At 55.9% G+C, this 24,596-nt stretch carries 20 protein-coding genes and 6 tRNA genes; 3 read left to right on the plus strand and 23 right to left on the minus strand.

Annotated elements, in window-relative coordinates; genetic code table 11:
• Window positions 1–30: 30 nt before the first annotated feature.
• The 10 genes from ACL2XJ_RS15035 to miaB form a co-directional block, all read right to left on the minus strand.
• Window positions 31–756 (minus strand): amino acid ABC transporter ATP-binding protein, encoded by a 726-nt coding sequence (locus ACL2XJ_RS15035; protein ID WP_413723691.1) that lies wholly within the window; start codon window positions 754–756, stop codon window positions 31–33.
• Window positions 756–1,430, minus strand: coding sequence for a glutamate/aspartate ABC transporter permease GltK (gene gltK / locus ACL2XJ_RS15040; RefSeq protein ID WP_132927841.1), 675 nt, complete (start codon window positions 1,428–1,430; stop codon window positions 756–758). Before gltK ends, ACL2XJ_RS15035 begins: the two co-directional genes overlap by 1 nt.
• Window positions 1,430–2,170: an amino acid ABC transporter permease gene (locus ACL2XJ_RS15045; protein WP_132922830.1), complete on the minus strand. Its 741-nt coding sequence runs from the start codon at window positions 2,168–2,170 to the stop codon at window positions 1,430–1,432. Before ACL2XJ_RS15045 ends, gltK begins: the two co-directional genes overlap by 1 nt.
• 151 nt (window positions 2,171–2,321) lie before the next feature.
• Window positions 2,322–3,218, minus strand: coding sequence for an amino acid ABC transporter substrate-binding protein (locus ACL2XJ_RS15050; RefSeq protein ID WP_413723692.1), 897 nt, complete (start codon window positions 3,216–3,218; stop codon window positions 2,322–2,324).
• A gap of 354 nt (window positions 3,219–3,572) precedes the next feature.
• A complete protein-coding gene (locus tag ACL2XJ_RS15055; protein WP_413723693.1) occupies window positions 3,573–4,157 on the minus strand; it encodes an MSMEG_1061 family FMN-dependent PPOX-type flavoprotein in 585 nt (194 codons plus the stop codon).
• A 111-nt stretch (window positions 4,158–4,268) separates the two neighbouring features.
• Window positions 4,269–5,807 carry an apolipoprotein N-acyltransferase gene (lnt, locus tag ACL2XJ_RS15060; protein WP_413723694.1) on the minus strand — a complete coding sequence of 513 codons (1,539 nt, stop codon included), beginning with the start codon at window positions 5,805–5,807 and terminating at the stop codon, window positions 4,269–4,271.
• Window positions 5,808–5,814: 7 nt separating this feature from the next.
• The gene (corC, locus tag ACL2XJ_RS15065; RefSeq protein ID WP_413723695.1) at window positions 5,815–6,693 is read right to left on the minus strand and encodes a CNNM family magnesium/cobalt transport protein CorC; all 879 of its coding nucleotides are present in this window, start codon (window positions 6,691–6,693) and stop codon (window positions 5,815–5,817) included.
• Between the two features lie 29 nt (window positions 6,694–6,722).
• Window positions 6,723–7,199, minus strand: a complete 477-nt coding sequence (ybeY, locus tag ACL2XJ_RS15070) for an rRNA maturation RNase YbeY (protein ID WP_132922825.1) — start codon at window positions 7,197–7,199, stop codon at window positions 6,723–6,725.
• The gene (locus ACL2XJ_RS15075) at window positions 7,199–8,278 is read right to left on the minus strand and encodes a PhoH family protein (protein ID WP_413723696.1); all 1,080 of its coding nucleotides are present in this window, start codon (window positions 8,276–8,278) and stop codon (window positions 7,199–7,201) included. The genes ybeY and ACL2XJ_RS15075 overlap by 1 nt, the downstream gene beginning before the upstream one ends.
• Window positions 8,279–8,512: 234 nt before the next feature.
• A complete protein-coding gene (miaB, locus tag ACL2XJ_RS15080; RefSeq protein ID WP_132922823.1) occupies window positions 8,513–9,937 on the minus strand; it encodes a tRNA (N6-isopentenyl adenosine(37)-C2)-methylthiotransferase MiaB in 1,425 nt (474 codons plus the stop codon).
• A 170-nt stretch (window positions 9,938–10,107) separates the two neighbouring features.
• On the opposite strand from miaB, the gene ubiF reads away from it, so the two are divergent.
• Complete coding sequence (ubiF, locus tag ACL2XJ_RS15085; RefSeq protein ID WP_413723697.1) at window positions 10,108–11,286, plus strand: 3-demethoxyubiquinol 3-hydroxylase; 1,179 nt, start codon at window positions 10,108–10,110, stop codon at window positions 11,284–11,286.
• 36 nt (window positions 11,287–11,322) lie between these two features.
• Here the strand turns inward: ubiF and ACL2XJ_RS15090 are convergent, their stop codons facing one another.
• The 11 genes from ACL2XJ_RS15090 to nagB all read right to left on the minus strand — a co-directional run bounded on the left by ACL2XJ_RS15090 (window position 11,323) and on the right by nagB (window position 18,516).
• Window positions 11,323–11,895: a PH domain-containing protein gene (locus tag ACL2XJ_RS15090; RefSeq protein WP_413723698.1), complete on the minus strand. Its 573-nt coding sequence runs from the start codon at window positions 11,893–11,895 to the stop codon at window positions 11,323–11,325.
• 493 nt (window positions 11,896–12,388) lie between these two features.
• Window positions 12,389–12,462: transfer RNA gene (locus ACL2XJ_RS15095), tRNA-Gln, on the minus strand.
• A 6-nt stretch (window positions 12,463–12,468) separates the two neighbouring features.
• A tRNA-Met gene (locus tag ACL2XJ_RS15100) sits at window positions 12,469–12,545 on the minus strand.
• A 50-nt stretch (window positions 12,546–12,595) separates the two neighbouring features.
• Window positions 12,596–12,670, minus strand: a tRNA-Gln gene (locus ACL2XJ_RS15105).
• A gap of 51 nt (window positions 12,671–12,721) precedes the next feature.
• Window positions 12,722–12,796 (minus strand) — tRNA-Gln (locus tag ACL2XJ_RS15110).
• 20 nt (window positions 12,797–12,816) lie between these two features.
• Window positions 12,817–12,901, minus strand: a tRNA-Leu gene (locus ACL2XJ_RS15115).
• 6 nt (window positions 12,902–12,907) lie between these two features.
• Window positions 12,908–12,984 (minus strand) — tRNA-Met (locus ACL2XJ_RS15120).
• A 430-nt stretch (window positions 12,985–13,414) separates the two neighbouring features.
• Window positions 13,415–15,076, minus strand: a complete 1,662-nt coding sequence (asnB, locus tag ACL2XJ_RS15125; protein WP_413723699.1) for an asparagine synthase B — start codon at window positions 15,074–15,076, stop codon at window positions 13,415–13,417.
• A gap of 228 nt (window positions 15,077–15,304) precedes the next feature.
• A complete protein-coding gene (gene nagC / locus ACL2XJ_RS15130; RefSeq protein ID WP_132922819.1) occupies window positions 15,305–16,528 on the minus strand; it encodes a DNA-binding transcriptional regulator NagC in 1,224 nt (407 codons plus the stop codon).
• A gap of 21 nt (window positions 16,529–16,549) precedes the next feature.
• A complete protein-coding gene (gene nagA, locus ACL2XJ_RS15135) occupies window positions 16,550–17,695 on the minus strand; it encodes an N-acetylglucosamine-6-phosphate deacetylase (RefSeq protein WP_132922818.1) in 1,146 nt (381 codons plus the stop codon).
• Window positions 17,696–17,715: 20 nt separating this feature from the next.
• The gene (gene nagB, locus ACL2XJ_RS15140) at window positions 17,716–18,516 is read right to left on the minus strand and encodes a glucosamine-6-phosphate deaminase (RefSeq protein WP_132927840.1); all 801 of its coding nucleotides are present in this window, start codon (window positions 18,514–18,516) and stop codon (window positions 17,716–17,718) included.
• A 340-nt stretch (window positions 18,517–18,856) separates the two neighbouring features.
• Here nagB and nagE point away from each other — a divergent pair, with 340 nt between their 5' ends.
• Window positions 18,857–20,911, plus strand: coding sequence for an N-acetylglucosamine-specific PTS transporter subunit IIBC (gene nagE, locus ACL2XJ_RS15145; RefSeq protein WP_413723700.1), 2,055 nt, complete (start codon window positions 18,857–18,859; stop codon window positions 20,909–20,911).
• Between the two features lie 428 nt (window positions 20,912–21,339).
• Window positions 21,340–23,007, plus strand: coding sequence for a glutamine--tRNA ligase (gene glnS / locus ACL2XJ_RS15150; RefSeq protein WP_132922816.1), 1,668 nt, complete (start codon window positions 21,340–21,342; stop codon window positions 23,005–23,007).
• Here the strand turns inward: glnS and alsK are convergent.
• Together alsK and alsE are read right to left on the minus strand one after the other, a co-directional pair.
• Window positions 22,991–23,932, minus strand: a complete 942-nt coding sequence (gene alsK / locus ACL2XJ_RS15155; protein ID WP_413723701.1) for an allose kinase — start codon at window positions 23,930–23,932, stop codon at window positions 22,991–22,993. The genes glnS and alsK overlap by 17 nt on opposite strands.
• Entirely contained in the window at window positions 23,901–24,587 is a 687-nt protein-coding gene (gene alsE, locus ACL2XJ_RS15160) for a D-allulose 6-phosphate 3-epimerase (RefSeq protein ID WP_132922815.1), read from the minus strand. The genes alsK and alsE overlap by 32 nt, the downstream gene beginning before the upstream one ends.
• Between the last annotated feature and the right edge of the window lie 9 nt (window positions 24,588–24,596).

Raw genomic sequence — 24,596 nt, forward strand, 5'->3', positions numbered from 1 at the left:
TTCAAGGCTGCCGTCCCTGGCCGCCTGAGATCAGTGAAGGATTTTCGCCAGGAAATCCCGGGCGCGATCGGTTTGCGGATGCTGGAAGAACGCCTCCTTATGCGTGTCTTCCACTATCCGGCCTTCATCCATGAAAATCACCCGGTTGGCCACTTTGCGCGCGAAGCCCATTTCATGGGTGACCACCATCATGGTCATGCCATCGTGGGCCAGCTCCACCATGACATCCAGCACTTCGTTTATCATCTCCGGATCCAGCGCCGAGGTCGGTTCATCAAACAGCATCGCCACCGGGTCCATGCAGAGCGCGCGGGCAATGGCCACCCGCTGTTGCTGGCCGCCGGACAGCTGGCCGGGATATTTATCGGCCTGTACGGACAGGCCGACGCGCTCCAGCAATTTCAGCCCTTTTTCCCGCGCGGCGTCTTTATTGCGCTTGAGCACTTTTATTTGCGCCAAGGTCAGGTTTTCGATAATGGAGAGATGGGGAAACAGCTCAAAATGCTGGAATACCATGCCCACTTTGGCGCGTAATTGCGCCAGATTGGTATGGCGGTCATTCACCACGATATCATTGACCTGGATTTTTCCCTGCTGGACGGGCTCGAGGCCGTTGACGGTTTTAATCAAGGTGGATTTGCCCGAACCCGAAGGACCGCAAACCACCACGACCTCGCCGGTTTGCACTTCGGTTGAACAGTCGGTCAGAACCTGAAAGTGACCATACCATTTTGAAATATTTTTCAGGGAAATCATCAAACCGTCCTTTTCTTCAGATAATTCACCAGCAGAGAAGCGCTCAGGCTGATGACAAAATAAACCGCCCCGGCAAACAGTATCATTTCCACCTGGGTGCCGTCGCGCTCGCCCACCGACGTCGCGGTGCGAAAAAAGTCCGCCAGGCTTAACACGTAAACCAGCGAGGTATCCTGGAACAGTACGATACCCTGAGTCAGCAGCAGCGGCACCATGGCCCGGAACGCCTGGGGCAGTATCACCAACTGCATCGATTGCCAATGGGTCATGCCCAGCGCCAGCGCGGCGGAGCCCTGTCCGCGGGCGACGCTGATGATGCCGGCGCGGATAATTTCGGAATAATAGGCGGCTTCAAACAGGGAAAACGCCACCATGGCCGAAATCAGCCGGATATCGGTTTTCGGCGACAGTCCCATGACTCTTTGCAGGAAGCTGGGCACCACCAGGTAAAACCACAGCAGCACCATCAGCAAGGGCACGGAACGGAACAGGTTAACGTAAATCTTAGCCAGCCAGCTTATGGGCTTGAACGGCGACAGGCGCATGACCGCCAGGATGGTGCCCCAGACAATGCCGACCACGACCGCGGTAACGGTGATCTTCAGCGTTATCGCCATACCCTGCAGCATATAGGGCAAACTGGGAACAACGGAACTCCAGTCGAATTGATACATCATTTACCTCCTATATGGCCGGGCAAACGCACTTTTTTCTCAAGGAGATACATGGCAAACATAATAACCGCGTTAATGATCAGATAGCCCACCGTAATGGCGGTGAAGGATTCATAGGCATGGGCGGAATAATCCAGCAGTTTGCCGGCCTGCGCCGCCATTTCCACCAGGCCGATGGTGGAGGCCACGGAGGAGTTTTTTACCAGATTCAGCATTTCCGACGTCATGGGCGGCAGGATGACCCGATAGGCGCTGGGCAGCAACACATAGCGGTAGGTCTGGCTCAGGGTCAGTCCCATGGCCAGCCCGGCGGCCCGCTGGCCCGACGGCAGGGACTGGATGCCGGAGCGCACCTGCTCGCAAATGCGGGCGGCGGTAAACAGTCCCAGGCAAACCATTGACGAGACGAAAAATTGTATATTCGGATTGAGCTCTGATTTGAACCACATGCCGATATTCGCCGGCAATAATTCCGGCACCACCAGATACCAAATAAAAAATTGCACGATCAGGGGCACATTGCGAAAAAGCTCCACATAACAGGTGCCCAAGGCGGAAAGGAAACGGTTTGGCACGGTGCGCAGGATGCCGAACAGCGATCCCACCAGCAGCGCGATAATCCAGGCGCAAAAAGAGACCGCGACGGTCATTTTAAATCCCGACCATAACCAGCCGAGATACGTGGTGTTGCCAAATGGAGCGGCCTCAAAAAAAATGCCCCAGTCCCAATTTATAGACATAAAAACTCCGGGAAAAAAGGGTAGCATCGCTACCCTGAAGATTGATGAAGACCACCATGTCCATACCGCGGGGAACGTCCGCGGCATGTCTGTCTGTCCGGGACCTCAAGCAATCGAGAGGACGGGGAGTCGCCCGTCCTTATAGTCGTTATTAGTTTACGGCTTTATCGTTAGGGGTTTTAAAGAGCTGCTTGACGTCATCGGACATCTCGAAATTCATATTCAGATTCTTCGGCGGAATGGGCTGTTTAAACCAGGTGTCATACCATTTTGCCGCCTGGCCGGAGGTCTGGATGGAGACAATGGTGTCGTCCATCAGCTTCTTGAACTGAGGATCGTCTTTACGCAGCATACAGCCATAGGCTTCTTTTGATTGCGGGGTGCCGACGATATCCCACTGTGACGGGTTTTTGGATTTGGCGCGTTCGCCGGCCAGCAGGGCATCATCCAGCATAAAGGCCACCGCGCGACCGGTCTCCAGCGTACGGAACGAGTCGCCGTGATCTTTGGTGGCGATGATGCGCATGTTCATATGCTTTTCGTCGTTCAGTTTATTGATCAGCACTTCGGAAGTGGTGCCGGCGGTCACCACGACGGTTTTACCGGCTAAATCAGAAAAGTCCTTGATACCGCTGCCTTTTTTAACCGCAATTCGGGTGCCGATGACAAACAGCGTATCGGAAAAATCCACCTGTTTCTGGCGTTCCAGGTTATTGGTGGTCGAGCCGCATTCAAAATCATAGGTGCCGTTTTGCAGCAACGGAATACGGTTTTGCGAGCTGATAGGCAGGTATTTCACCTGGAGATTGGGCGCATCGATTTTTTTCTTAATGGCATCCACGATGGCATCGGAGTAGTTCTGGGAGTAGCCCACGACCTTTTGCTGATTGTCGTAATAAGAAAAGGGTACCGAGGATTCGCGATGACCCACTACCACCACGCCGCTGTCTTTGATTTTTTTCAGTGTGCCGGTCAGGTCTTCAGCGTGGGCCATGCTCCCCGCCATACCTAATATCAATAATGATAAAGCCACTTTGCGCATTTGCATCTTCCAACTCCTTTGCTGTCATTACGGTGCTGGTGGAATAAGCAGCCCGTAATCATGAGTATCACGTTAAGCGCCTAATGCTTAGCGCGTAAAATCAAACGAAGCCTTATTAAAAGGAACTTTATTAAAAATAGTCGATTGTAAATTCTTTGAAATCAAAAAGTTTGAGTTTTGTGAGATTAAGCGCACCAAAATACGGCGTAAGGGGCGGATTCGCACAATAAAAGTGCATAAAATGCACCATGACGGCGCATTTCGGGCGGAATTCCCACAACAAAAAACAGATTTTAACGACCATCGCATGATTATGGAGCAATATCTATGCCAAGGTCATTAATTACATGCTTATTATGTTTAGTTGGCGTCAAGGGACGATAACGCCACGTGAGCTTTGAAAATGTCCATGGGCTTGGGAATCCGCGCCGGGTCGGGATGCTTTTCCGGGTTCCAGAGGTCGGCAAAACTGACGGCGCGGCCGCAATGGATAAAGGCTTCCTCAACGTCGATGCAAAGGATGCTTTTTGCCGGATGCCCGTTCAGCGGGAAGCGCCGGCACAGCGCCGGATCGACGGAAATGCGTGCCCGGCCGTTGACCCGGAACGTCTCCTGCCAGCCGGGAATGAGGAACAACATGCCCACGTAGGGGTTTTGCAGGAGGTTGTTCAGGCCGTCAAGGCGATTATTGCCGGCGCGGTCGGGCAAAAGCAGCGTCTTGTCATCCTCTACATGAACGAAACCGGGTTCGCCGCCTTTAGGCGAGCAATCGATGCCATGGGCGCCGAGGGTACCGAGAACCATAAAGGTCGACAGGGCGATCAGGCGGCGGCCATAGTCATCAATATGATTGATTTGCTTGAGGATTACCCCTTTGGCGGGCTGCGCATAGTGCTCGCGAAGCTGAGCGGCATCGGTTATCAGATAACGGGGATCGGGCGTCATGGCATTCTCTTTGCTGAAAATAAAGGGAGGTGTTGCTGTCGAAAAGATAGCAGTAATGAGAATGATTAACAATGGCATGAAAGCGGGCTGGGTCGCCCGCTGTTTGCTCTATCAGAACCGTGGTTGCCGGCGGCGGCCGAATACCAGCGCGGCAAAGCCCAGCAGCAGGGTGGCTATCCACAGCGGCCAATCGCCGAAACGGGCGTAAGGGGTCATGCCGGTGGTGGGAGTTACCCTGGCGCTGAGTACGTCGCGGGTAAACTGAGGCAACTGCGCGTCGATTTTGCCGTCGGCGCCAATCACCGCCGTTATGCCGTTATTGGTGCTGCGCAGCAGCGGACGGCCCAGCTCCAGAGAGCGCATCCGCGCCATCTGGAAATGCTGCCACGGCCCGATGGAGTGGCCGAACCAGGCGTCATTGGAGATGGTGAGCAGGAAATCGGTGTCGGGGCGGAAGTTATCCCTTACCTGGGAGCCGAGGACGATTTCGTAGCAAATGGCCGCCGTCAGCTTCATGCCGGCCACGCTGAGCTGCGGCTGAATATAATTGCCGCGGCTGAAAGACGACATCGGCAGATTGAAGAGCGGCGCCAGCGGACGCAGCAGCTTTTCAAACGGCACAAATTCGCCAAACGGCACCAGGTGGTGCTTAGAGTAACGATTCGGGCTCGGGTAATGGTAAGGGGTATTTTCCCCCAGCACCACGATGCTGTTGTAATACTGATAGCCCGCCGGCGACGGACGCGAATCGATAATGCCGGTGATAAGGCTGCTGTGCTCGTCCCGCAGCAGCCCATCCAGCGTCAGCAGGAACCGGTTCTGATCCACTTCGTCATCCGGTATTGCCGATTCGGGCCAGATGATGATTTGCGCCTTTCCCAGAACCGGGCGGCTATGGTTCAGATAAATATCCAGCGTCGGCCGTACCTGATCGGCGTCCCATTTCAGGGATTGAGCGATATTCCCCTGAACCATGGCCACGTTAATCGATCGCGCATCGTCGGCGGTGTACCAGCGCAGGGTGCTCAGCGGCCAGGGCAGCAGCAGCAGCGCCAGTCCGCAGACCGCCGCCAATGGGCCGCGCAGCGCCAGGGCGGCCACCAGCAGCCCGCTGACGGCCATCAGCACGAACGTCAGGGACTCGACGCCGAACAGCGGCGCCAGGCCCTTGAGGGGGCCGTCGATTTGCGTATAGCCGAACTGCAGCCAGGGTAGGCCTGTCAGCACCCAGCCGCGCAGGAATTCAGTAATCTGCCAAAGCACCGGCGCGCCCAGCGCCAGCCGCCACAGGGACGTGGCCGGCCAGATGCGCGCCAGCAGGCCGCTGAACAGCATCGGGTAAAGCGCCAGATAGGCCGCCAATATCACCACCAGACCGACATTGACCGGCCCGGGCAGGCCGCCGAACTGGGCGATGCTGACATAAATCCAGTTCATGCCGCTGCCGAACAGGCCGAATCCCCAGATAAATCCCAGCCAGGCGGCCTGGCGGGGCGTGCGGTTTAAACCGACCGCCAACAGGCCGGCCAATGACAAGAGCGCAGCCGGCCAGAAATCATAGGGTGAAAAAGCCAGCGTGCCGCAGGCACCTGTTAACAGCGCCAGCAGCATGCGCAGCCACTGGCGTTCAAATCGCTCGGCGATAACCATGTAAAAATTATTCTTCCATTATGGGTTGCGGTGAATCGTCGGGGATTTTGACATGAACCTGGATGATTCGTCTACTGTCGGCCATGGCGACCTTGAACACGTATTTGTCAATTTCAATGGTTTCGCCGCGGGCCGGCAAATGGCCGAACGCCTGCATCACCAGACCGCCGATGGTATCCACTTCCTCGTCGCTGAAATGGGTGCCGAACGCGTCGTTGAAATCTTCAATGGGGGTCAGGGCGCGAATGGTAAAGGTATGGCGGTTAAGCTGGCGGATATCCCGATCTTCCTCATCGTCATATTCATCTTCGATCTCGCCGACTATCAGCTCCAGGATATCCTCAATGGTTACCAAGCCTGATACGCCGCCGAACTCATCGATGACGATGGCCATGTGATAGCGCTGGGATCGAAACTCCTTGAGCATGCGATCGACCCGCTTGCTTTCCGGTACCACCACCGCGGGACGCAATACTTTATCCATGCTGAAAGGCTGGGAATCGCTGAGCATAAAAGGCAGCAGATCCTTGGCCATCAGAATCCCCTCGATATGATCCTTATCCTCGCTGATAACCGGAAAGCGGGAGTGGGCGGATTCGATAATGACATCGAGGCACTCTTCCAGCGACTGGTTGTTTTTCAGGGTGACAATCTGGGATCGGGGAATCATGATATCCCTGACGCGCTGTTCGGCGATGTCCATTACGCCTTCCAGCATATCGCGGGTATCGGGATCTATCAGTTCGTTTTGTTCCGAGTCGCGGATAAGCTCCAGCAAATCATTACGATTTTTGGGTTCACCATGGAACAGTTGATTAAGGATAAGGGTAAAAAAGCCTTTCTTGGGACTGGGGCTGTCATTGCTTTGCGAATGGTCGTCGCTCATGGCGTTTAGTTAATTTCACTCGTAGTGGGTTAGGGGTTAACGTCTTTTTCCGCACGATAAGGGTCCGGATAACCCATGGATTGCAGGATTTCGGCTTCCAGCGCTTCCATTTCCTCAGCTTCCTCGTCGAGGATATGATCATACCCTAGCAGATGAAGGCAGCCGTGAACAACCATATGCGCCCAATGGGCCTCCAAGGGAACATTTTGTTCCAGCGCTTCACGCTCCACCACCTGGCGGCATATCACCAGATCCCCCAGCAGCGGCAGTTCAACTTGCGGCGGAGCTTCAAAGGGGAACGACAAGACATTGGTGGGCTTATCCATGCCGCGGTAGGTCAGGTTGAGTTCGTGGCTTTCCGCTTCATCCACCAGCCGGACGGTCACTTCGGCCTGCTGGCGAAAACGCGGCAGCACCGCCGTAAGCCAGCGGGTAAAGGCCGTTTCATCGGGCAAACCCGCGACGTCTTCGCAGGCCGGCTGTAAATCAAGAATAACGTCGCTCATCAGGCTTGTCCCTCGTTATCGCCGAACGTCCCATGGCCGTTGTAGTGGTTCTGGGCTTCGCGCTTGCGCAGCTCCGCCAGAGCGTCTTTACGTTTTTGTTCGGCGTTTTCCCATTCCTCATAGGCCACGACGATGCGGGCCACCACCGGATGGCGCACTACGTCTTCGCTATGGAAAAAGTTGAAACTGATTTCCTCGACCCCCGCCAGCACATCGATGGCGTGGCGCAGCCCGGATTTGGCGTTGCGCGGCAGGTCGATTTGCGTGATGTCGCCGGTAATCACCGCTTTGGAATTGAACCCGATCCGCGTCAGGAACATTTTCATTTGTTCAATGGTGGTGTTCTGGCTCTCATCCAGAATGATAAAAGCATCGTTGAGGGTCCGTCCGCGCATATAGGCCAGCGGGGCGACTTCAATAACGTTGCGTTCGATGAGCTTTTCCACCCGTTCGAAACCGAGCATTTCAAACAGCGCGTCATACAGCGGACGCAGGTAAGGGTCTACCTTCTGGGCAAGATCGCCGGGGAGGAACCCCAGTTTTTCTCCCGCTTCCACCGCCGGGCGGGTCAGCATGATACGGCGTACCTCCTGGCGCTCCAGGGCATCCACCGCCGCCGCCACCGCCAGATAGGTTTTGCCGGTACCGGCCGGGCCGACGCCGAAGGTAATATCATGATCGAGAATATGGGCGATATATTGCGCCTGGTTCGGCGTCCGGGGCTTGATGACCCCCCGTTTGGTCTGGATGTTCACCGCTTTGCCATAATCCGGCACGCTTTCGGCGGTTTGTTCCAGAACCCGGCTTTCCTTGATAGCCAGATGGATTTTTTCGGGCTCGATATCGGCGATAAGGCCGCGTACCGGCGCGGTATCCACATAGAGCGTTCGCAGGATGCTGGCCGCCGCGTCGACGCTAAGCGGCGTGCCCACGAGTTTAAAGACGTTGTCACGACGATTGATTTCAATGCCCAACCGGCGTTCAAGATGTTTTATATTGTCATCAAACGGCCCGCAGAGGCTCATCAAGCGGTTGTTATCCGCAGGCTCCAGCACGATTTCTTTAGTGTCAACGTTCAAACTTTTCCTCTTGGCCGTAAAGACCATGTTATAGAGTTTTAGGGGTATCGAGGCCGGCCGGCAACGATAACGCCACGGGATGTATATTTAATAAGAGAAGTAAACACCCGCCGGCGCCACGGGCGCAAGCCTTCAAGATGATATGGGGGCACGAATCGTAAAAAGCAACCGATGGGTATGCCTGGGGGGAAGGGCGGCGGTAAACCGCCCGCCCCCCGGTGGATCGGGGAGGAATCACGGCTGGTAGATACCCACGCCGATATCGTTCTCTTTGCGGGTGCGGGCAATGACCGACGCCGGGCTTTCACTGACCCGAAGGCCCATTTGCTCCTCGGTGCGCACCACAACGCCGCGCAGCGAGTTCGGGTAAATATCGACGATTTCCACATCCACAAACTTGCCTATCATATCCGGCCGGCCTTCGAAGTTCACCACGCGGTTATTTTCGGTGCGGCCTGAAAGTTCCATCAGGCTCTTGCGGGAGGTGCCTTCCACCAAGATGCGCTGCACCGTGCCCTTCATCCGGCGGCTGTACTGCATAGCCTGCTGGCTGATGCGTTCCTGCAGCAGGTAAAGCCGCTGTTTCTTCTCGTCCTCGCTGACGTCGTCCACCATATCGGCGGCCGGGGTGCCGGGACGGGCGGAGTAGATGAAGCTGTAGCTCATATCGAAATTCACATCGGCGATAAGCTGCATGGTCTGTTCAAAATCGGCCTGAGTTTCACCGGGGAAGCCGATGATGAAATCGGAGCTTATCTGAATGCCGGGACGTGCCTTGCGCAATTTCCGGATAATCGATTTGTATTCCAAGGCGGTATGGGCGCGTTTCATCATGGTCAAAATACGATCCGAACCGCTTTGCACCGGCAGATGCACAAAGCTCACCAGTTCAGGGGTATCCAGATAGACTTCGATGATATCGTCAGTGAATTCGATGGGATGGCTGGTGGTGAACCGAACCCTATCGATGCCGTCTATGGCCGCCACCAGGCGCAGCAGCTCGGCGAAGGTGCAAATATCGCCGTCGTAGCTGGCGCCGCGGTAGGCGTTGACGTTCTGGCCCAGCAGGTTGACTTCCCGCACGCCCTGCGCCGCCAGCTGCGCTATTTCGAACAGGATGTCGTCGCAGGGGCGGCTGACTTCCTCGCCGCGGGTATAGGGCACCACGCAGAAACTGCAATATTTGTTGCAGCCTTCCATAATGGAGACAAAGGCGGTGGGGCCGTCGGCGCGCGGTTCCGGCAGACGGTCGAATTTTTCGATTTCCGGGAAGCTGATGTCCACCACCGGGCTGCGGGTGCCGCGGACGTGATTGATCATTTCCGGCAGCCGGTGCAGGGTCTGCGGCCCGAAAATAATGTCCACATAATGGGCGCGTTCGCGGATATGGGCGCCTTCCTGCGACGCGACGCAGCCGCCGACGCCGATAATCAAATCCGGATTGGCTTTTTTCAGCTCCCGCCAGCGCCCCAGCTGATGGAATACCTTTTCCTGGGCTTTTTCGCGAATGGAGCAGGTATTGAGCAGCAATACATCCGCTTCCTCGGGGTTATCCGTCAACTGGTAGCCATGGGTGCTGTCCAGTAAGTCGGCCATCTTGGATGAATCGTATTCGTTCATCTGACAGCCCCAGGTTTTGATATGCAGTTTTTTCGTCATCGGCTTGCCGTTTACTCAGTGCAGGTAAAAAGCATAAAGGCTTATGCTGGGCGCGTATTGTAATACGTTGGCCTGATTGTGACCAGCCTGCCGAGCATGAGGTTGTCCGGGATAATGAAAAATTGCGTTACACTATGCAAATCCTTATCAGCGATTTAAGTGTAACCGACATGGCAGACAATTCATCCTATGATGTGGTGGTGGCGGGGGGCGGCATGGTGGGCGCGGCGGCGGCGCTGGCGCTGGCGCAGGCCGGTTTCAGCGTGCTGGTGCTGGACCACGCTCCTCCCGTGGCGCCGCTGCCCGATGCCCCGCCGGATCTGCGGGTTTCCGCCATCAGTTGCGCCTCGGTTGAACTGTTGCGCCGCCTGGGAGCCTGGGAACGTATCGGCGAAGAGTATCGGGTCCCTTATCGCCGCCTGGAAACCTGGGAGTGGGACGCATCCCGGGTGACCTTTGACGCGGCGGCGCTGCGCTTGCCCGAACTGGGATTCATGGTGGAGAATTACCGTGTGCAGCGGGGATTGTGGCAGGCGTTCGAGGCCTGTGATAGCTTGCGGCTGCTGTGTCCCGCCAGCCTGACGGCCATGAGCTATGACGGCGGCAACTGGCGTCTGGCGCTGGATAACGGCGAGACGGTCACCACCCGGCTGCTGATTGGCGCCGACGGCGCGCAATCGCGGGTTCGCCGGCAGGCGGGCATCGGCGTGAGCGGCTGGCAGTATCGTCAATCTTGCCTGTTGATAACCGTGGCCTGTCCCTACGGCCAGCAGGACACCACCTGGCAGGAGTTCTCTCCCGACGGCCCCCGGGCCTTTTTACCGCTCTATAACCAGTGGGCCGCCTTGGTGTGGTATGACAGCGCGGCGCGCATCAAACAGCTGCAGGCATTATCGCTGCCGGCGCTGGAGCGGGAAGTGCTGCGGGTTTTCCCCCGGCGTCTGGGGGCGGTCAAAGTGCATGCCGCCGGCGCATTCCCTCTGGTGCGCAGCCATGCCCGCCGCTATGTCAATCCCGGCCTGGCCCTTATCGGCGATGCGGCCCATACCATCAATCCCCTGGCGGGACAGGGGGTGAATCTGGGATTCAGGGATGTGGCGGCATTGGCGGACGTGGTAGCCGGCGCCCGCGACCATGGCGAGCCCTGGGACGAACTGCGGATTCTCAAGCGCTACCAGCACCGTCGCTACGCCGATAACCTGTTGATGCAAAGCGGGATGGATCTGTTCTATACCGCCTTCAGCAATAACCTGCCGCCAGTGAAATTGGCGCGCAATATCGGCCTGATGCTGGCCCAGCGGGCAGGGGCGCTGAAAACGCGGGCGCTGAAATACGCCCTCGGATTATAGGGTGTGCTTGTGGCGTCGGGATCGCTCCCCGCCGGATCACATTGCCAGTATGCGGGCTTTTTGGGTGCTGAACTCTTCGTCGCTCAAAATGCCCCGTTCTTTCAACGAAGCCAGTTTTTCCAGCTGGATTATCATCTCCATCGGCGCCGGGTCAAGGGGATACTCCCGCGTTGCCGCCGGTCCGGCGACGGATGTGTTCAGCCGTTCACAGGCGCTGTTCACCAGGTTGGTGAAGGGGATCACCGCGCCTTTCATCACATTCTCGATGGTATAGACTTGGCCGGTGGTGTTCAGGATAATGCTGCCGGTCATCATCCGGGTCCTGCTGCTCACCGATACGATATCCGCCAAACTGACGTTCACCTGTTTAAGGCCGAATACCATGCCCTTATCCAGGAAAATCACCCGCCGATCGGTCAGGGTGATGAGCCAGGTGTTGCCGCCCATCAGGCCGGCAGCAACGGCCAAAGGGGTTTCGTCATCTTCCAGGATGGCGGGCAGATGGTAAAATTCTTTGCGGGTGCCAAGGGGCATATCGCCGGCCTGCTTGGATAGGCGTTTGAATTCGATTTTTAATTCTTCAAGCGTTGCGGTTTTATAGTTAATCATCGTTGATTCTCAATCAATAATTTACAATTTCATCTCTATCCATCCTGGATGCGGGGCAGTTTGCACGAGAAGCCGCGTTTAAAACCTTGATCTGGATTTACTTGCGCTGCTTTAGTGGTGGAAATGAACAAACGAGGCCGTCGATGCTGCCTCTCCTTTTTCTCAGAGTATAAAAACCAACCAAGAGTTCATTACGCAACGATGAACGGACCGACGGATCGGTATCTTTGCCCCATTAACGCGTCCTAGGGGAAATAGGCAGAGGATTATGGCGGGGATTAGGGTTTAAGGAACAATATATTGACGGCGGCGCGGCCGCGTATTTATGGGGAGAGCAGGGGGACACGCCAGCCGGCCGCCGGGCAGGACCGCCGTTTTCTCTGACGGTATTTGCTTGAGATAAAAAAAACGGAGCGATGTCAACGACATTCGCTCCGTTCTAAACAGCCCGCTGTTGTCAGCTTGACCGTTTGACTGCAAACGCAGTCTTGTATGGCTGGGGTACCAGGATTCGAACCTGGGGTGGCGGAATCAGAATCCGCTGCCTTACCGCTTGGCGATACCCCAAAAATGTGGTGGCTACGACGGGAATCGAACCTGTGACCCCAGCATTATGAGTGCTGTGCTCTAACCAGCTGAGCTACGTAGCCAAATTATACTTAAATATTCGTGGCTTACAATACTTTTTGCCAATTTATTTTGGCTGGGATACCAGGATTCGAACCTGGGGGTGGCGGGATCAAAACCCGCTGCCTTACCGCTTGGCTATATCCCAAAGCAACCGCAACCACAAAAATTCTTGCCTCGCATAACTGAACGAAGCTATTGGCTGGGGTACCAGGATTCGAACCTGGGCGTGGCGGGATCAAAACCCGCTGCCTTACCGCTTGGCTATACCCCATCCGGCGCGTAACCGAAATATGGTGCGGGAGGCGAGACTTGAACTCGCACACCTTGCGGCGCCAGAACCTAAATCTGGTGCGTCTACCAATTTCGCCACTCCCGCAAAGTATGGTGGCTACGACGGGAATCGAACCTGTGACCCCAGCATTATGAGTGCTGTGCTCTAACCAGCTGAGCTACGTAGCCTTCCTTCCGCGTGACCATCATTCGGCGTTGCGGGGCGCATTATGCGTAGTTGCAGAAATTCAGTCAACACCTTTTTTTGGGAATCGGCCTTTGCGCATGCTGTTTGTCCGGCTTATGACCAACCTGATGATAAAAACCGCATAAGGGGGGATTTTAGCACTTTTAGACGCAAAAAAACCGGGCCGAACCGGCCCGGAGATGCTACTAACGGCGCTGCAACAAGTCTGGGCAGGCGGGAAGGCCACGCCTGCTTAACCCCTTCAGCACGGTTTCCCTTTAACACGCTTGCCGCACCCCCGGCGATCGCGGGCTTACCGCGCTGAGGGGCGCTCGGTCGGGCGGGAAAACCATGCCCGATTCGACCCCTTCAGCACGGTTTCCCTTTAACACGCTTGTTGCACCCCCGGCGATCGCGGGTGCGGTCTTTACTCTAATAAGCCGACTGATGCACGCCTACGGCGCGTCCCGACGGATCGTCCATGTTTTTGAAGGACTCGTCCCATTCGATGGCCTTAGCCGACGAGCAAGCCACTGACGGACCGCCGGGAACACACTCGGCGGCGCTGGGTAACGGGAACAGCTCTTCAAAGATTTCGCGGTAGAAATAGGCCTCTTTGGAGGTGGGAGTGTTATAGGGAAAACGGAAATGCGCATTGGCCAATTGCTGATCGGTGATTTGCGCGGCGGCCACTTCCTTGAGGGTATCAATCCAGCTATACCCCACGCCGTCGGAAAATTGCTCCTTCTGGCGCCAGGCAATACTCTCCGGCAGGTAAGACGCAAAGCATTCGCGCAGCACGTGTTTCTCGATTTTGCCGTGGCCGCACATCTTATCCTGCGGATTGATCCGCATGGCCACATCCAGGAAGTTCTTGTCCAGGAAAGGAACGCGGGCTTCCACGCCCCACGCGGACATGGCCTTGTTGGCCCGGGCGCAGTCGTACATATGCAGCGCCTGCAGTTTGCGCACCAGCTCCTCGTGGAACTCTTTGGCGTTCGGCGCCTTATGGAAATAGAGATACCCGCCGAACACCTCGTCGGCGCCTTCCCCCGACAATACCATCTTGATACCCATGGCCTTGATTTTACGGGACATCAGATACATGGGGGTGGAGGCGCGGATCGTGGTGACATCATAGGTCTCGATGTGATAAATCACATCGCGGATGGCATCCAGTCCTTCCTGCACCGTAAAATGGATTTCATGATGCACGGTGCCCAGATGGGTGGCCACCTCTTTGGCGGCGCGTAAATCCGGGGAGCCTTCCAGGCCGACGGCAAAGGAGTGCAGCTGTGGCCACCAGGCTTCGGTGCGCGCCTGGTCTTCCACGCGGCGGGCGGCATATTTTTTGGTAATGGCGGAAATAATGGAGGAATCCAGGCCGCCGGACAGCAGCACACCGTAAGGCACATCGGACATCAGATGGCTTTTGACCGATTCCTCAAGGGCGTCGCGCAGGGCGGCTTTATCAGTGATGTTGTCTTTGACGCTGTCATAGGAGAACCAATCGCGGCTGTAGTATTCGCGAATTTCGCCATCCTGGCTCCACAGGTAACTTCCCGGGGGGAACTCTTTGATGCTGCGGCAGATAGGCACCAGCGCCTTCATTTCCGAGGCCACGAACAGGGTGCCGTTTTCATCGAAGCCCATATAAAGGGGGATTATGCCCATATGGTCGCGGCCGATGAGGTAAGCGTCTTTTTCGGTATCATAAAGGATAAAGGCGAACATACCGCGCAAATCATCAAGAAATGCCGGTCCCTTTTCCTGATACAGCGCCAGTATCACTTCACAATCTGAGCCGGTCTGGAATGCGTAGCGGTCCCCCAGTTCCTGACGGAGGGCCTGGTGATTGTAGATCTCGCCGTTTACCGCCAGCACATGGGTGTGGGCGGCATTGTACAGCGGTTGTGCGCCGGTATTGACGTCAACGATGGAGAGCCGTTCATGGGCGAGAATCGCTTTGTCGCTGGCGAAGACGCCGGACCAGTCCGGGCCGCGATGGCGCATCAGGCGCGACATTTCCAGCGCTGTTTTGCGCAGTTCCGTGGGATCGGATTTCAGATCCAGGGCACCAAAGATTGAACACATAATTTTTCCTTGCTTCTTTTAGAGTCGTGTAAGCCGTCTCGATAACATCGATTTAGCATCAAAATGCCCCAACTATTCAAGATCTGGCAATGAAAAAAGCCTTGCTGTTGAAGATTAAATAATTTTAATGGCTAAATAATGAGGATTCACTATTAAAAAGGGCCCGGCGGCCCCGGGATTTAACCAATCGTTAATGAATAAAACGGCTCATTCGTCTTTTCCGACATATTAGTTGCCCTCCAGCAAGCGTTGCAGCAGTACGCCGTTGAGCATGGCCCGTTTCACCAGGGCAAAGGCGCCGATGGCCGAGCCGTGGTTCAGCGCGGAAATCACCACCGGCAGATTTTGCCGGAAACCGCTGAGAGTCTGGTTATCAATGCAGCGCTGCACCGCCGGCAGCAGGACTTTATGCGCTTCGGTAATTTCACCGGCCAGCACCACTTTTTGCGGATTGAACAGGTTGATGGCGATGGCGATCACCTTGCCAAGATGATGTCCCACCTGCTCGATGACCTCGCATGCCAAAGGGTCGCCACGGTTGGCGGCTTTGCAAATGGCGTCAATCTGGCAATTGTCTAGAGTGAGCTTGCTCGGGTAGCCCTGGTTGAGCAAATGCCGTACCCGTTGTTCGATGGCGCCGTTGGCGGCAATGGTTTCCAGACAGCCAAAGTTGCCGCAGTGGCACCGCTCTCCAAGCGGGTCTACCTGGATATGACCGATTTCCCCCACGTTGCCGTTACTGCCGAGAAAAATCTGGCCATTCACCAGGATGCCCGCACCGGTGCCGCGGTGCAAACGAACCAAAATGGAGTCATCGCAGTCGCGGGATGCACCAAAATAGTGCTCCGCCAGCGCCAAACTGCGGATGTCGTGGCCGACAAAAGCGGTTAAATGGAACCGCTTTTGTAAATTTTCCACCAGCGGCCACTGATTGACGGTGATATGCGGCATATAGCGCACCACGCCGGAATAGGGATCCACCAGGCCCGGCAGAATCACCGAAATGGCGATGAGCTCGCGGATCTTGCGCTGGCTTTGTTCCAGAAAACGGCCGATGGCGGTAAACAGCGCCTCTTCCAGCGCCTGCTGGGTCCGCTCAGGCAGCGGCACATACTCTTCGCACAGGGATTTGCCGGTGAGATCATACAGGGTGATGGTCGTGTCGTGACGGCCCAGGCGAATGCCGATGGCCTGAAAGGCGCGGGTTTCGGCAACGATGGAGATTGCCCGGCGGCCGCCGGTGGAGGCCTGTTGATCCACTTCGCGGATCAGGCCGCGTTCCAGCAGCTGGCGGGTAATCTTGGTGATGCTGGCCGGCGCCAGCTGACTCTGTTCCGCTATCTGAATGCGCGAAATCGGACCTGATTGGTCTATCAGGCGGTAGACCGCCGCGCCATTAAGTTGTTTTACAAGATCAACATTACCTATCGGGGCCTGTCCGCCTGGGGTCATCAGTGCTCTACTCGCTCATCGTTAAACTTCATCGCCATTCACGATGGTTTTGATTATCCGGTAATCGCGGGTAAAGGCGGTAAGGTTAGCCGCTTTACCCACCTGCAGCGTACCCAGACGATCGCTTATACCCAGAGCCTGCGCGGGGTATAAGGTTGCCATACGCAACGCTTCATCCAACGGAATACCGACATACTCGACGCTATTGCGTACCGCGTCAATCATCGTGAGAGCCGAACCGCTCAGCGTGCCGTTTTCATCCAGGCACAGGCCGTCGCGGTAGTAGATTGTTTTGCCGGCGAAAATAAACCGGTCAATCTTGCCGTCGGCTCCGGCCGGCGCGGTGGCATCGGTAATCAGCACCAGCTTTTCACCCTTGATGCGTTTAGCGTTGCGCACGTTGGCGTAATTGACGTGCAGACCGTCGACGATGATGCCGCAGTAAATTTCCGGCGCATCGAAGATGGCCCCGATAAGGCCCGGTTCACGGCCCACCAGTTGGGGCATGGCATTAAACAGGTGGGTGGCGGAGCCGACGCCGGCGGCAAAACCCGCTTTCGCCTGTTCATAGGTGGCGTTTGAATGTCCGGCGGAGACCACGATGCCCGCCTGCCGCAGGCGGCGGATAACGCCGGCATCCACCTGTTCCGGCGCCAGGGTGATCTGGGCGATAACGTCGGCATTGGCGCACAGATAGTCAATCATCGCCGCGTCGGGGGTCCGCATCAGCGCCGGATCGTGCGTGCCTTTTTTGATGGGATTCAAATAAGGCCCTTCCAGGTGCAGACCCAGCGCCTGGTTTTTATGTTGGGCTAAAAAAGCGCGCATCACGTCAATGGCGCGGTGCATGAATTCGTCAGTGCTGGTGATAAGCGTCGGCAGGAAGCTGGTACAGCCCGATTTCTCATTGGCGCGCTGCATAATTTCCAGCGTACCAACCGATAAAGCGTCGAGGGAGTCGTTGAATTGCACTCCGCCGCAGCCATTAAGCTGCAGATCGATAAAACCCGGCGCCAGGAGGGCTCCGGACAAATCACGGCGTTCTATATCGGCCGGCAACGAAGCCGTCGGACAAACTGCGCTGATCAAGGCGTCGTCTATGATTAGCGCATAGTCGTCAAGTACTTGATAGCCGGTGAAAATCCGGCCATTGATTAATGCGTACATCGTTCGCTCCCGGTTGACAGTCAAACAGCTTTCAGACTATCCGCTTCCAGTTCACGGAAATATTTCACTGTTTTGACCTTAAGTTCCAAAGTAGAAGGTTCATCGCAAACCATCACCGCTTTAGCATGAAGTTGTAGGCAACTGATAGTCCACATATGATTGACATTACCTTCCACCGCGGCTTGCAAAGCCAGGGCTTTTTGGTGGCCAATCACCAGAATCATCACTTCTTCCGCGTCCAGCAGGGTGCCGACGCCCACGGTCAGGGCGAAACGGGGAACCTTTTCCACATCATCATCGAAGAAGCGGGAATTTACCCGGCGGGTTTCCTGAGTCAGGGTTTTGATGCGGGTGCGGGACGCCAGCGACGAGGCCGGTTCATTAAAGGCGATATGACCATCGTTGCCGACCCCGCCCATAAACAGATGGATCTTGCCGTAGGATTTGATTTTCTCTTCGTAGCGTCGGCACTCTTCGTCGATGTCAGGCGCATTGCCGTTAAGAAGGTTGATATTTTCGCGTGGGATATCGATATGATCGAAGAAATTCTTATGCATGAAAGTATGATAGCTCTCAGGATGCGACGCGGGCAGGCCGACATATTCATCCATATTGAAAGTGACCACATTTTTAAAGCTGACCTGGCCCGCTTTATGCATTTCAATAAGATATTTGTACGCTTCAAGGGGGGTGCTGCCGGTGGGCAGTCCCAGAATAAAGGGTCGTTCCGCGGTGGGTTTAAACGCATTGATGCGGCTGACGATATAGGCGGCGGCCCATTTGCCGACTTCAGCGGCGGTTTGTAACGGAATGAGTCTCATCATTGACCTCTTGCAGATTAGGGCATATCTCCGGCCTGGCATGAAGAGTATAGCGTTGACGCCTTCCCCCTGAAACAATCAGGGACTACTCTTCACGCCGCCGGTACAGTTTTATGCGGATTTTTCGCTAAGCAAAATAAGTTTGACATATTTATCAGAATAAGTCACAAATTCGACAGCAACAAGGTGACAATAATCACATATTGCTGGTATTTAATTTGCGTTGAAAATTAAACTTCCTACACTGCTGGTGATGGGGTCATTTAACGCGAAATTGGAAGCAGGCAGGGGTAACAGCCCAAAATTTGGGTTGTACAATAGGGTCTAAAGGGGAATCAAGGTGAATATACTCAGTTATCTACAGAAGATCGGCCGTGCGCTGATGGTGCCGGTGGCGACATTGCCCGCCGCCGCCATCCTGATGGGTGTCGGCTACTGGATTGACCCGGTGGGCTGGGGAAGCGACAGTTCGCTGGCCGCTTTTTTCATCACAGCCGGTTCGGCAATCATCAATAATATGTCTTTGCTGTTCGCCGTGGGCGTGGCGTACGGCATGTCCAAGGACAAGGATGGCGCGGCGGCGTTGTCCGGACTGGTGGGTTTCATGGTGGTCACCACCCTGTGCGCGCCGGCGGCAGTGGCGATGATTCAGAAAATTCCGGTGGCCAGCGTTCCCGCGGCCTTCGGCAAGATCAATAACCAGTTCGTCGGCATCTTGGTGGGCATCATTTCCGCCGAGCTGTATAACCGCTTCAGCCAAGTCGAGCTGCCCAAGGCCCTGTCATTCTTCAGCGGACGTCGCCTGGTGCCTATACTGGTTTCCTTTGTGATGATCGTCGTATCGTTCATCCTGATGTATGTCTGGCCGTTGATTTTTAATGCCCTGGTGGGTTTCGGGGTGTACATCCAACATATGGGCGCGCTCGGCGCGGGCATCTACGCCTTCTTTAACCGCCTGCTTATCCCGGTCGGCCTGCACCATGCGCTGAACTCGGTATTCTGGTTCGACGTGGCCGGCATCAACGACATTCCCAAATTCCTCGGCGGCGCGCAATCCATCGCCAACGGTACCGGTATCCCCGGCATCACCGGCCGCTATCAGGCCGGCTTCTTCCCGATCATGATGTTCGGTTTACCCGGCGCCGCTCTGGCCATCTATCATTGCGCCCGTCCGGAAAACAGAAGCAAAGTGGCCGGTATCATGCTGGCCGGCGCCTTCGCCGCGTTTTTTACCGGTATCACCGAACCGCTGGAATTCTCCTTCATGTTCGTGGCGCCGGTGCTGTATTTCATGCACGCGCTGTTGACCGGTTTGTCGGTATTTATCGCCGCCAGCATGCACTGGATGGCCGGTTTCGGCTTCAGCGCCGGCCTGGTGGATATGGTGCTGTCGTCCCGCAACCCGCTGGCCGTGCACTGGTATATGCTGATTCCGCAAGGGATTGTGTTTTTCGTCATCTATTATGTGGTATTCCGTTTCACCATCAACCGCTTCAATCTGCTGACCCCGGGACGTGAACTGGCCATGGCCGGCGATGAAGCAGACGGTTACGATGTCGATGTGGACGCTAACCCGGTAGCAGGCGGCAAGGCCGGCGAAACCGAAGTGCTGGCGCGCCGTTTTATCAGCTCGGTAGGCGGATCGGATAACCTGACCGGTATCGATGCCTGCATCACCCGTCTGCGCCTGAGCGTCAAAGACTCGGCGATAGTAAATGAATCCCTGGCGAAAAACCTGGGGGCCCAAGGGGTGATTCGTTTAAATAAAGAGAGCGTGCAGATCATCGTCGGCACCCGTGCCGAAATCATTGCCGATGCCATGCGCAAAGTGCTCACCACCGGACCGGTGGCGGCGGCCAGGTCGGTTTCCCAAGCGCCCGCGCCCGCGGCGGCGCCGGTTACGCCGATTCATGCATCCCAGGCCGCGCGTCCGGTTGTGGTCAGCCTGATTTCACCGCTGACCGGTGAAATCGTGCCGCTGGAGCAGGTGCCTGATGAAGGTTTTGCCAGCAAAGCCGTTGGGGAGGGAGTAGCCGTTCGTCCCACCGGTAAGCTGGTCTTGTCGCCCGCCAACGGGACGCTGGTGAAGATGTTCGGTACCCACCATGCATTTTGCCTGGAAACCGACACCGGCGCCGAAGTGGTGGTGCATATCGGTATCGATACCGTCAATTTGCAGGGGCAGGGTTTCACCTGTCTGGTGGACGAAGGCAGCAAGGTCACCCAGGGACAGCCGATTCTTGAGCTGGATCTGGAATACCTGAATGCCAACGCCCGTTCCATGATAAGTCCGGTGGTTATCACCAATATGGACCAGTTCGGTGCGATTTCCGCTACCGCCACCGGCCTGGTGATTGCCGGCGAAAGTAAATTGCTCGATATCACCGCGAAATAAGGTTGGCCCGTTCCGATGGTTGTCGATAAACGTACTGGGAGTCAATCAGTCGGGACGGGATGATAGAAAAGTAAACCGTACGCGCCAGGGATGGCGCGGATCGAGCCTACAAGGACGTATTCACGGCGGGTTTACGATCTAGTATTCTGTCCTGACCGGGCACGTTGTCATAAGCTACGGAACGGTAAACCGTCCCTCCGTTTTTCCAGCCAAGCCCGTTTGCCGTTATCCCCCGTCCATTCCCTCCTTATGGTAGAATAGTGCTAACCGGCAACGCTCCGTCATTGAACGCCGAGCGGGCATCCGGCCAAGTCCGGCTTGAGATTTTTCGCAACTATCGGTTGTGTCGGAACCTGGCATGTTGGAACATATAGCCTTATGGGTATTAGAGGAATGAATGTCGTGCTTTCGTTTAGAGGAACATCAAGATGAGTGAGGCTGAAGCCCGCCCGACTAATTTTATTCGTCAAATTATTGATGAAGATCTGGCCACCGGGAAGCACACCTCCGTGCATACCCGTTTCCCGCCGGAGCCTAACGGCTATCTGCATATCGGCCATGCCAAATCCATTTGCCTGAATTTCGGCATCGCCAAGGATTATCAGGGAAAATGCAACCTGCGGTTCGACGATACCAATCCGGCGAAAGAAGATATCGAATATGTCGATTCCATCAAGCAGGACGTGAAATGGCTGGGATTTGAGTGGAGCGGTGAAATCCATTATTCCTCGGATTACTTTGATCAACTGCACGCCTATGCCATCGAATTGATCAACAAAGGGCTGGCCTACGTGGACGAGCTCTCTCCCGACGCCATCCGCGAATACCGCGGCAATTTGACCACTCCCGGCAAAAACAGCCCGTTCCGCGAGCGTCCGGTGGAGCAGAACCTGGCGCTGTTCGCCATTATGCGCAGCGGCGGATTCCCGGAAGGTTCCGCCTGCCTGCGGGCCAAAATCGACATGGCCTCGCCTTTTATGGTGATGCGCGACCCGGTGCTTTACCGTATCAAGTTCGCCGAGCATCATCAGACCGGGTCCAAGTGGTGCATCTATCCGATGTATGACTTTACTCACTGCATCTCCGACGCCCTGGAAGGCATCACCCATTCATTATGCACCCTCGAGTTCCAGGATAACCGCCGCCTGTATGACTGGGTGCTGGACAACATCACCATTCCCTGCCATCCGCGGCAGTATGAATTTTCGCGGCTCAACCTCGAATACGCCATTATGTCCAAGCGTAAGCTTAACCAGCTGGTGGCGGATAAGATTGTCGAGGGCTGGGACGACCCGCGCATGCCCACCATCTCCGGCTTGCGCCGCCGCGGTTATACCGCCTCGTCTATTCGTGAGTTTTGCCGCCGCATCGGGGTGACCAAGCAGGAAAACAACGTGGAAATGGCCGCGCTGGAAGCCTGTATCCGCGAGGATTTGAACGAATCCGCGCCTCGCGCCATGGCGGTTATCGATCCGGTGAAAGTCATTATCGAGAATCTGCCGGCGGGTTACGAAGAAGACGTCACCATGCCCAATCATCCCAACAACCCGGCGATGGGAAGCCGTCAGGTAGCCTTCAGCCGCGAGATCTATATCGATCGCGCGGATTTCCGCGAAGAGGCCAATAAACAGTACAAGCGCCTGGTGCTGGGGAAAGAGGTCCGTTTGCGCAACGCCTATGTCATCAAGGCTGAGCGCATCGATAAAGACCCGCAGGGTGAGATCACCGCTATCTATTGTTCTTACGATCCCGAGACCCTGAGCAAGGATCCGGCGGACGGGCGCAAGGTAAAAGGCGTGATCCACTGGGTTTCCGCCACGCGCAATATCGCGGCGGAGTTCCGGTTATACGACCGTTTGTTCAGCGACGCCAATCCGGCGGCGGCGGATGACTTTCTCGCCACCATCAATCCGCAATCCCTGGTAATCAAGCAGGGTTTCGCCGAGTGCGGCGTCCTGAACGCCAAGCCGGAACAGCCCTATCAGTTCGAACGGGAAGGGTATTTTTGCGCCGACAGCCGCTACTTTAGCCAGCAGCATCCGGTGTTCAACCGCACCGTGGGGCTGCGGGATACCTGGACTAAAATCGCCCTTTGACCGGCATGTTCAGTCCCATGCGGGCGGCGCCTATGGCGCCGTTGAAAGAGGACGAAGAGGCCTTGGCAAAGGTCAGCGCCGTATAAGGCAGGGGTTTGCGGGTAAACAGGCCGGTACGCTCCACGAGCCGGTCATAGGGGAAATCCGCCATATCCATCACGCCGCCCCCCAGCAAAACGTAATCGGGATCGAACAGGTTGATTCCGGTTGCAATGGCTTTTGCCGCCAAATCCATAAACTCCGCCAGGCTCTTTTCATTTCGGGCATAAGTGAAAATCTCAGTCAGCGGGTAGTCCCGGGGCGCTCCGGCGTACCAGCGGGCCAGGGCCACGCCGGAGCACAGGGTTTCCAGACAGCCCGGATTGCCGCAGCCGCAGCGGGCGGCGGGATCCCCCAGGGGGATGTGGCCGAGTTCGCCGGCGACCCCGTGCGCGCCGACATAAGGGGCACCGTTCAGCCAGACCCCGAAACCGAAGCCGGTCCCCAGATAGAAGCCCAGAACCAGCTTATCCGCTATCTGCCCCTCGGTGACGTCATAATACAATTGCATATTCACATCACGTTCAAAGGTCACCGGGCATAAAAAATTCTCTTCCAGGCAGGCGGCCAGATCGGTGAATTCCCCGGCATCGCAAGGCAGGTTGGGCACGGAAATAATGGTCCTTTTATCCCGGCCGATGGAGGCGGGAAGACCTATCATCAAGGTGGCGACATCCGCCTCGCGGCCCGACAGATGCCCCCTGATAAAGGCTACCAGTCCCTTGGCCAGGCCGCCGGCTATCACCGGTTGGGTTCTTTCCTTATCGGTTATCATTACCTGGCCGTGGGTGGTTAATAAACAGATCCTGATATGGGTGGCGCCCATATCCACCCCCACCACGACTTTCTGGCGTTTACGCATGGCCGTCAGCCTCGTTCTGGGCATGCTGGATATTCGCCTGCATGATTTGCCAGGCCTGGCGAATATCGGCGGCATTGTTGAATAAACCGGAGGAGCCGACGATAAATACATCCGCGCCCGCCTCAATCAAGGATTTAAACGTCCGCTCATTGCACGAACCGTCAATTTCGATTTCATAGCGCAGCCGATGCTGTTCGCGATAGCGCTTCAGCTCCCTGATTTTATCCAGCATTTCACTGATAAAAGGCTGGCCGGCAAAACCGGGATCGACGGTCAGCACGGTAATTTTATCCGCGAGATGGATATAATATTTCATGACCTCCACCGTGCTTTCCGGACTCAGGATAAAACCCACCTTTAGCCCCAGGGAAGTGATTTTATCCACCACCCGGAACGCCTGGCCGGAAAGCGTTTCGGGATGCAGGGTAATCATACCGGCGCCGGCGGCGGCCAGCGTTTCGATATAATCCTCGGGATTGGTGACCATCAAATGGCAGTCCATGGGCTTGGTGGCCAGGCGTTTTACCTGCTCGACGAAAAACGGCGACAGCGTCAGGTTGGGCACAAAATGCCCGTCCATGATATCGATATGCAGATAATCGGCGTGACCATCGATAAATTCGATCTGTTCTTTAAAATTGCTTAAATCCATACACATCAAAGAAGGCGAAATTTTCATATCGGGCCC

The sequence above is a fragment of the Sodalis sp. RH16 genome (genome assembly GCF_047324245.1).
Lineage (GTDB): Bacteria > Pseudomonadota > Gammaproteobacteria > Enterobacterales > Enterobacteriaceae > Acerihabitans > Acerihabitans ligni.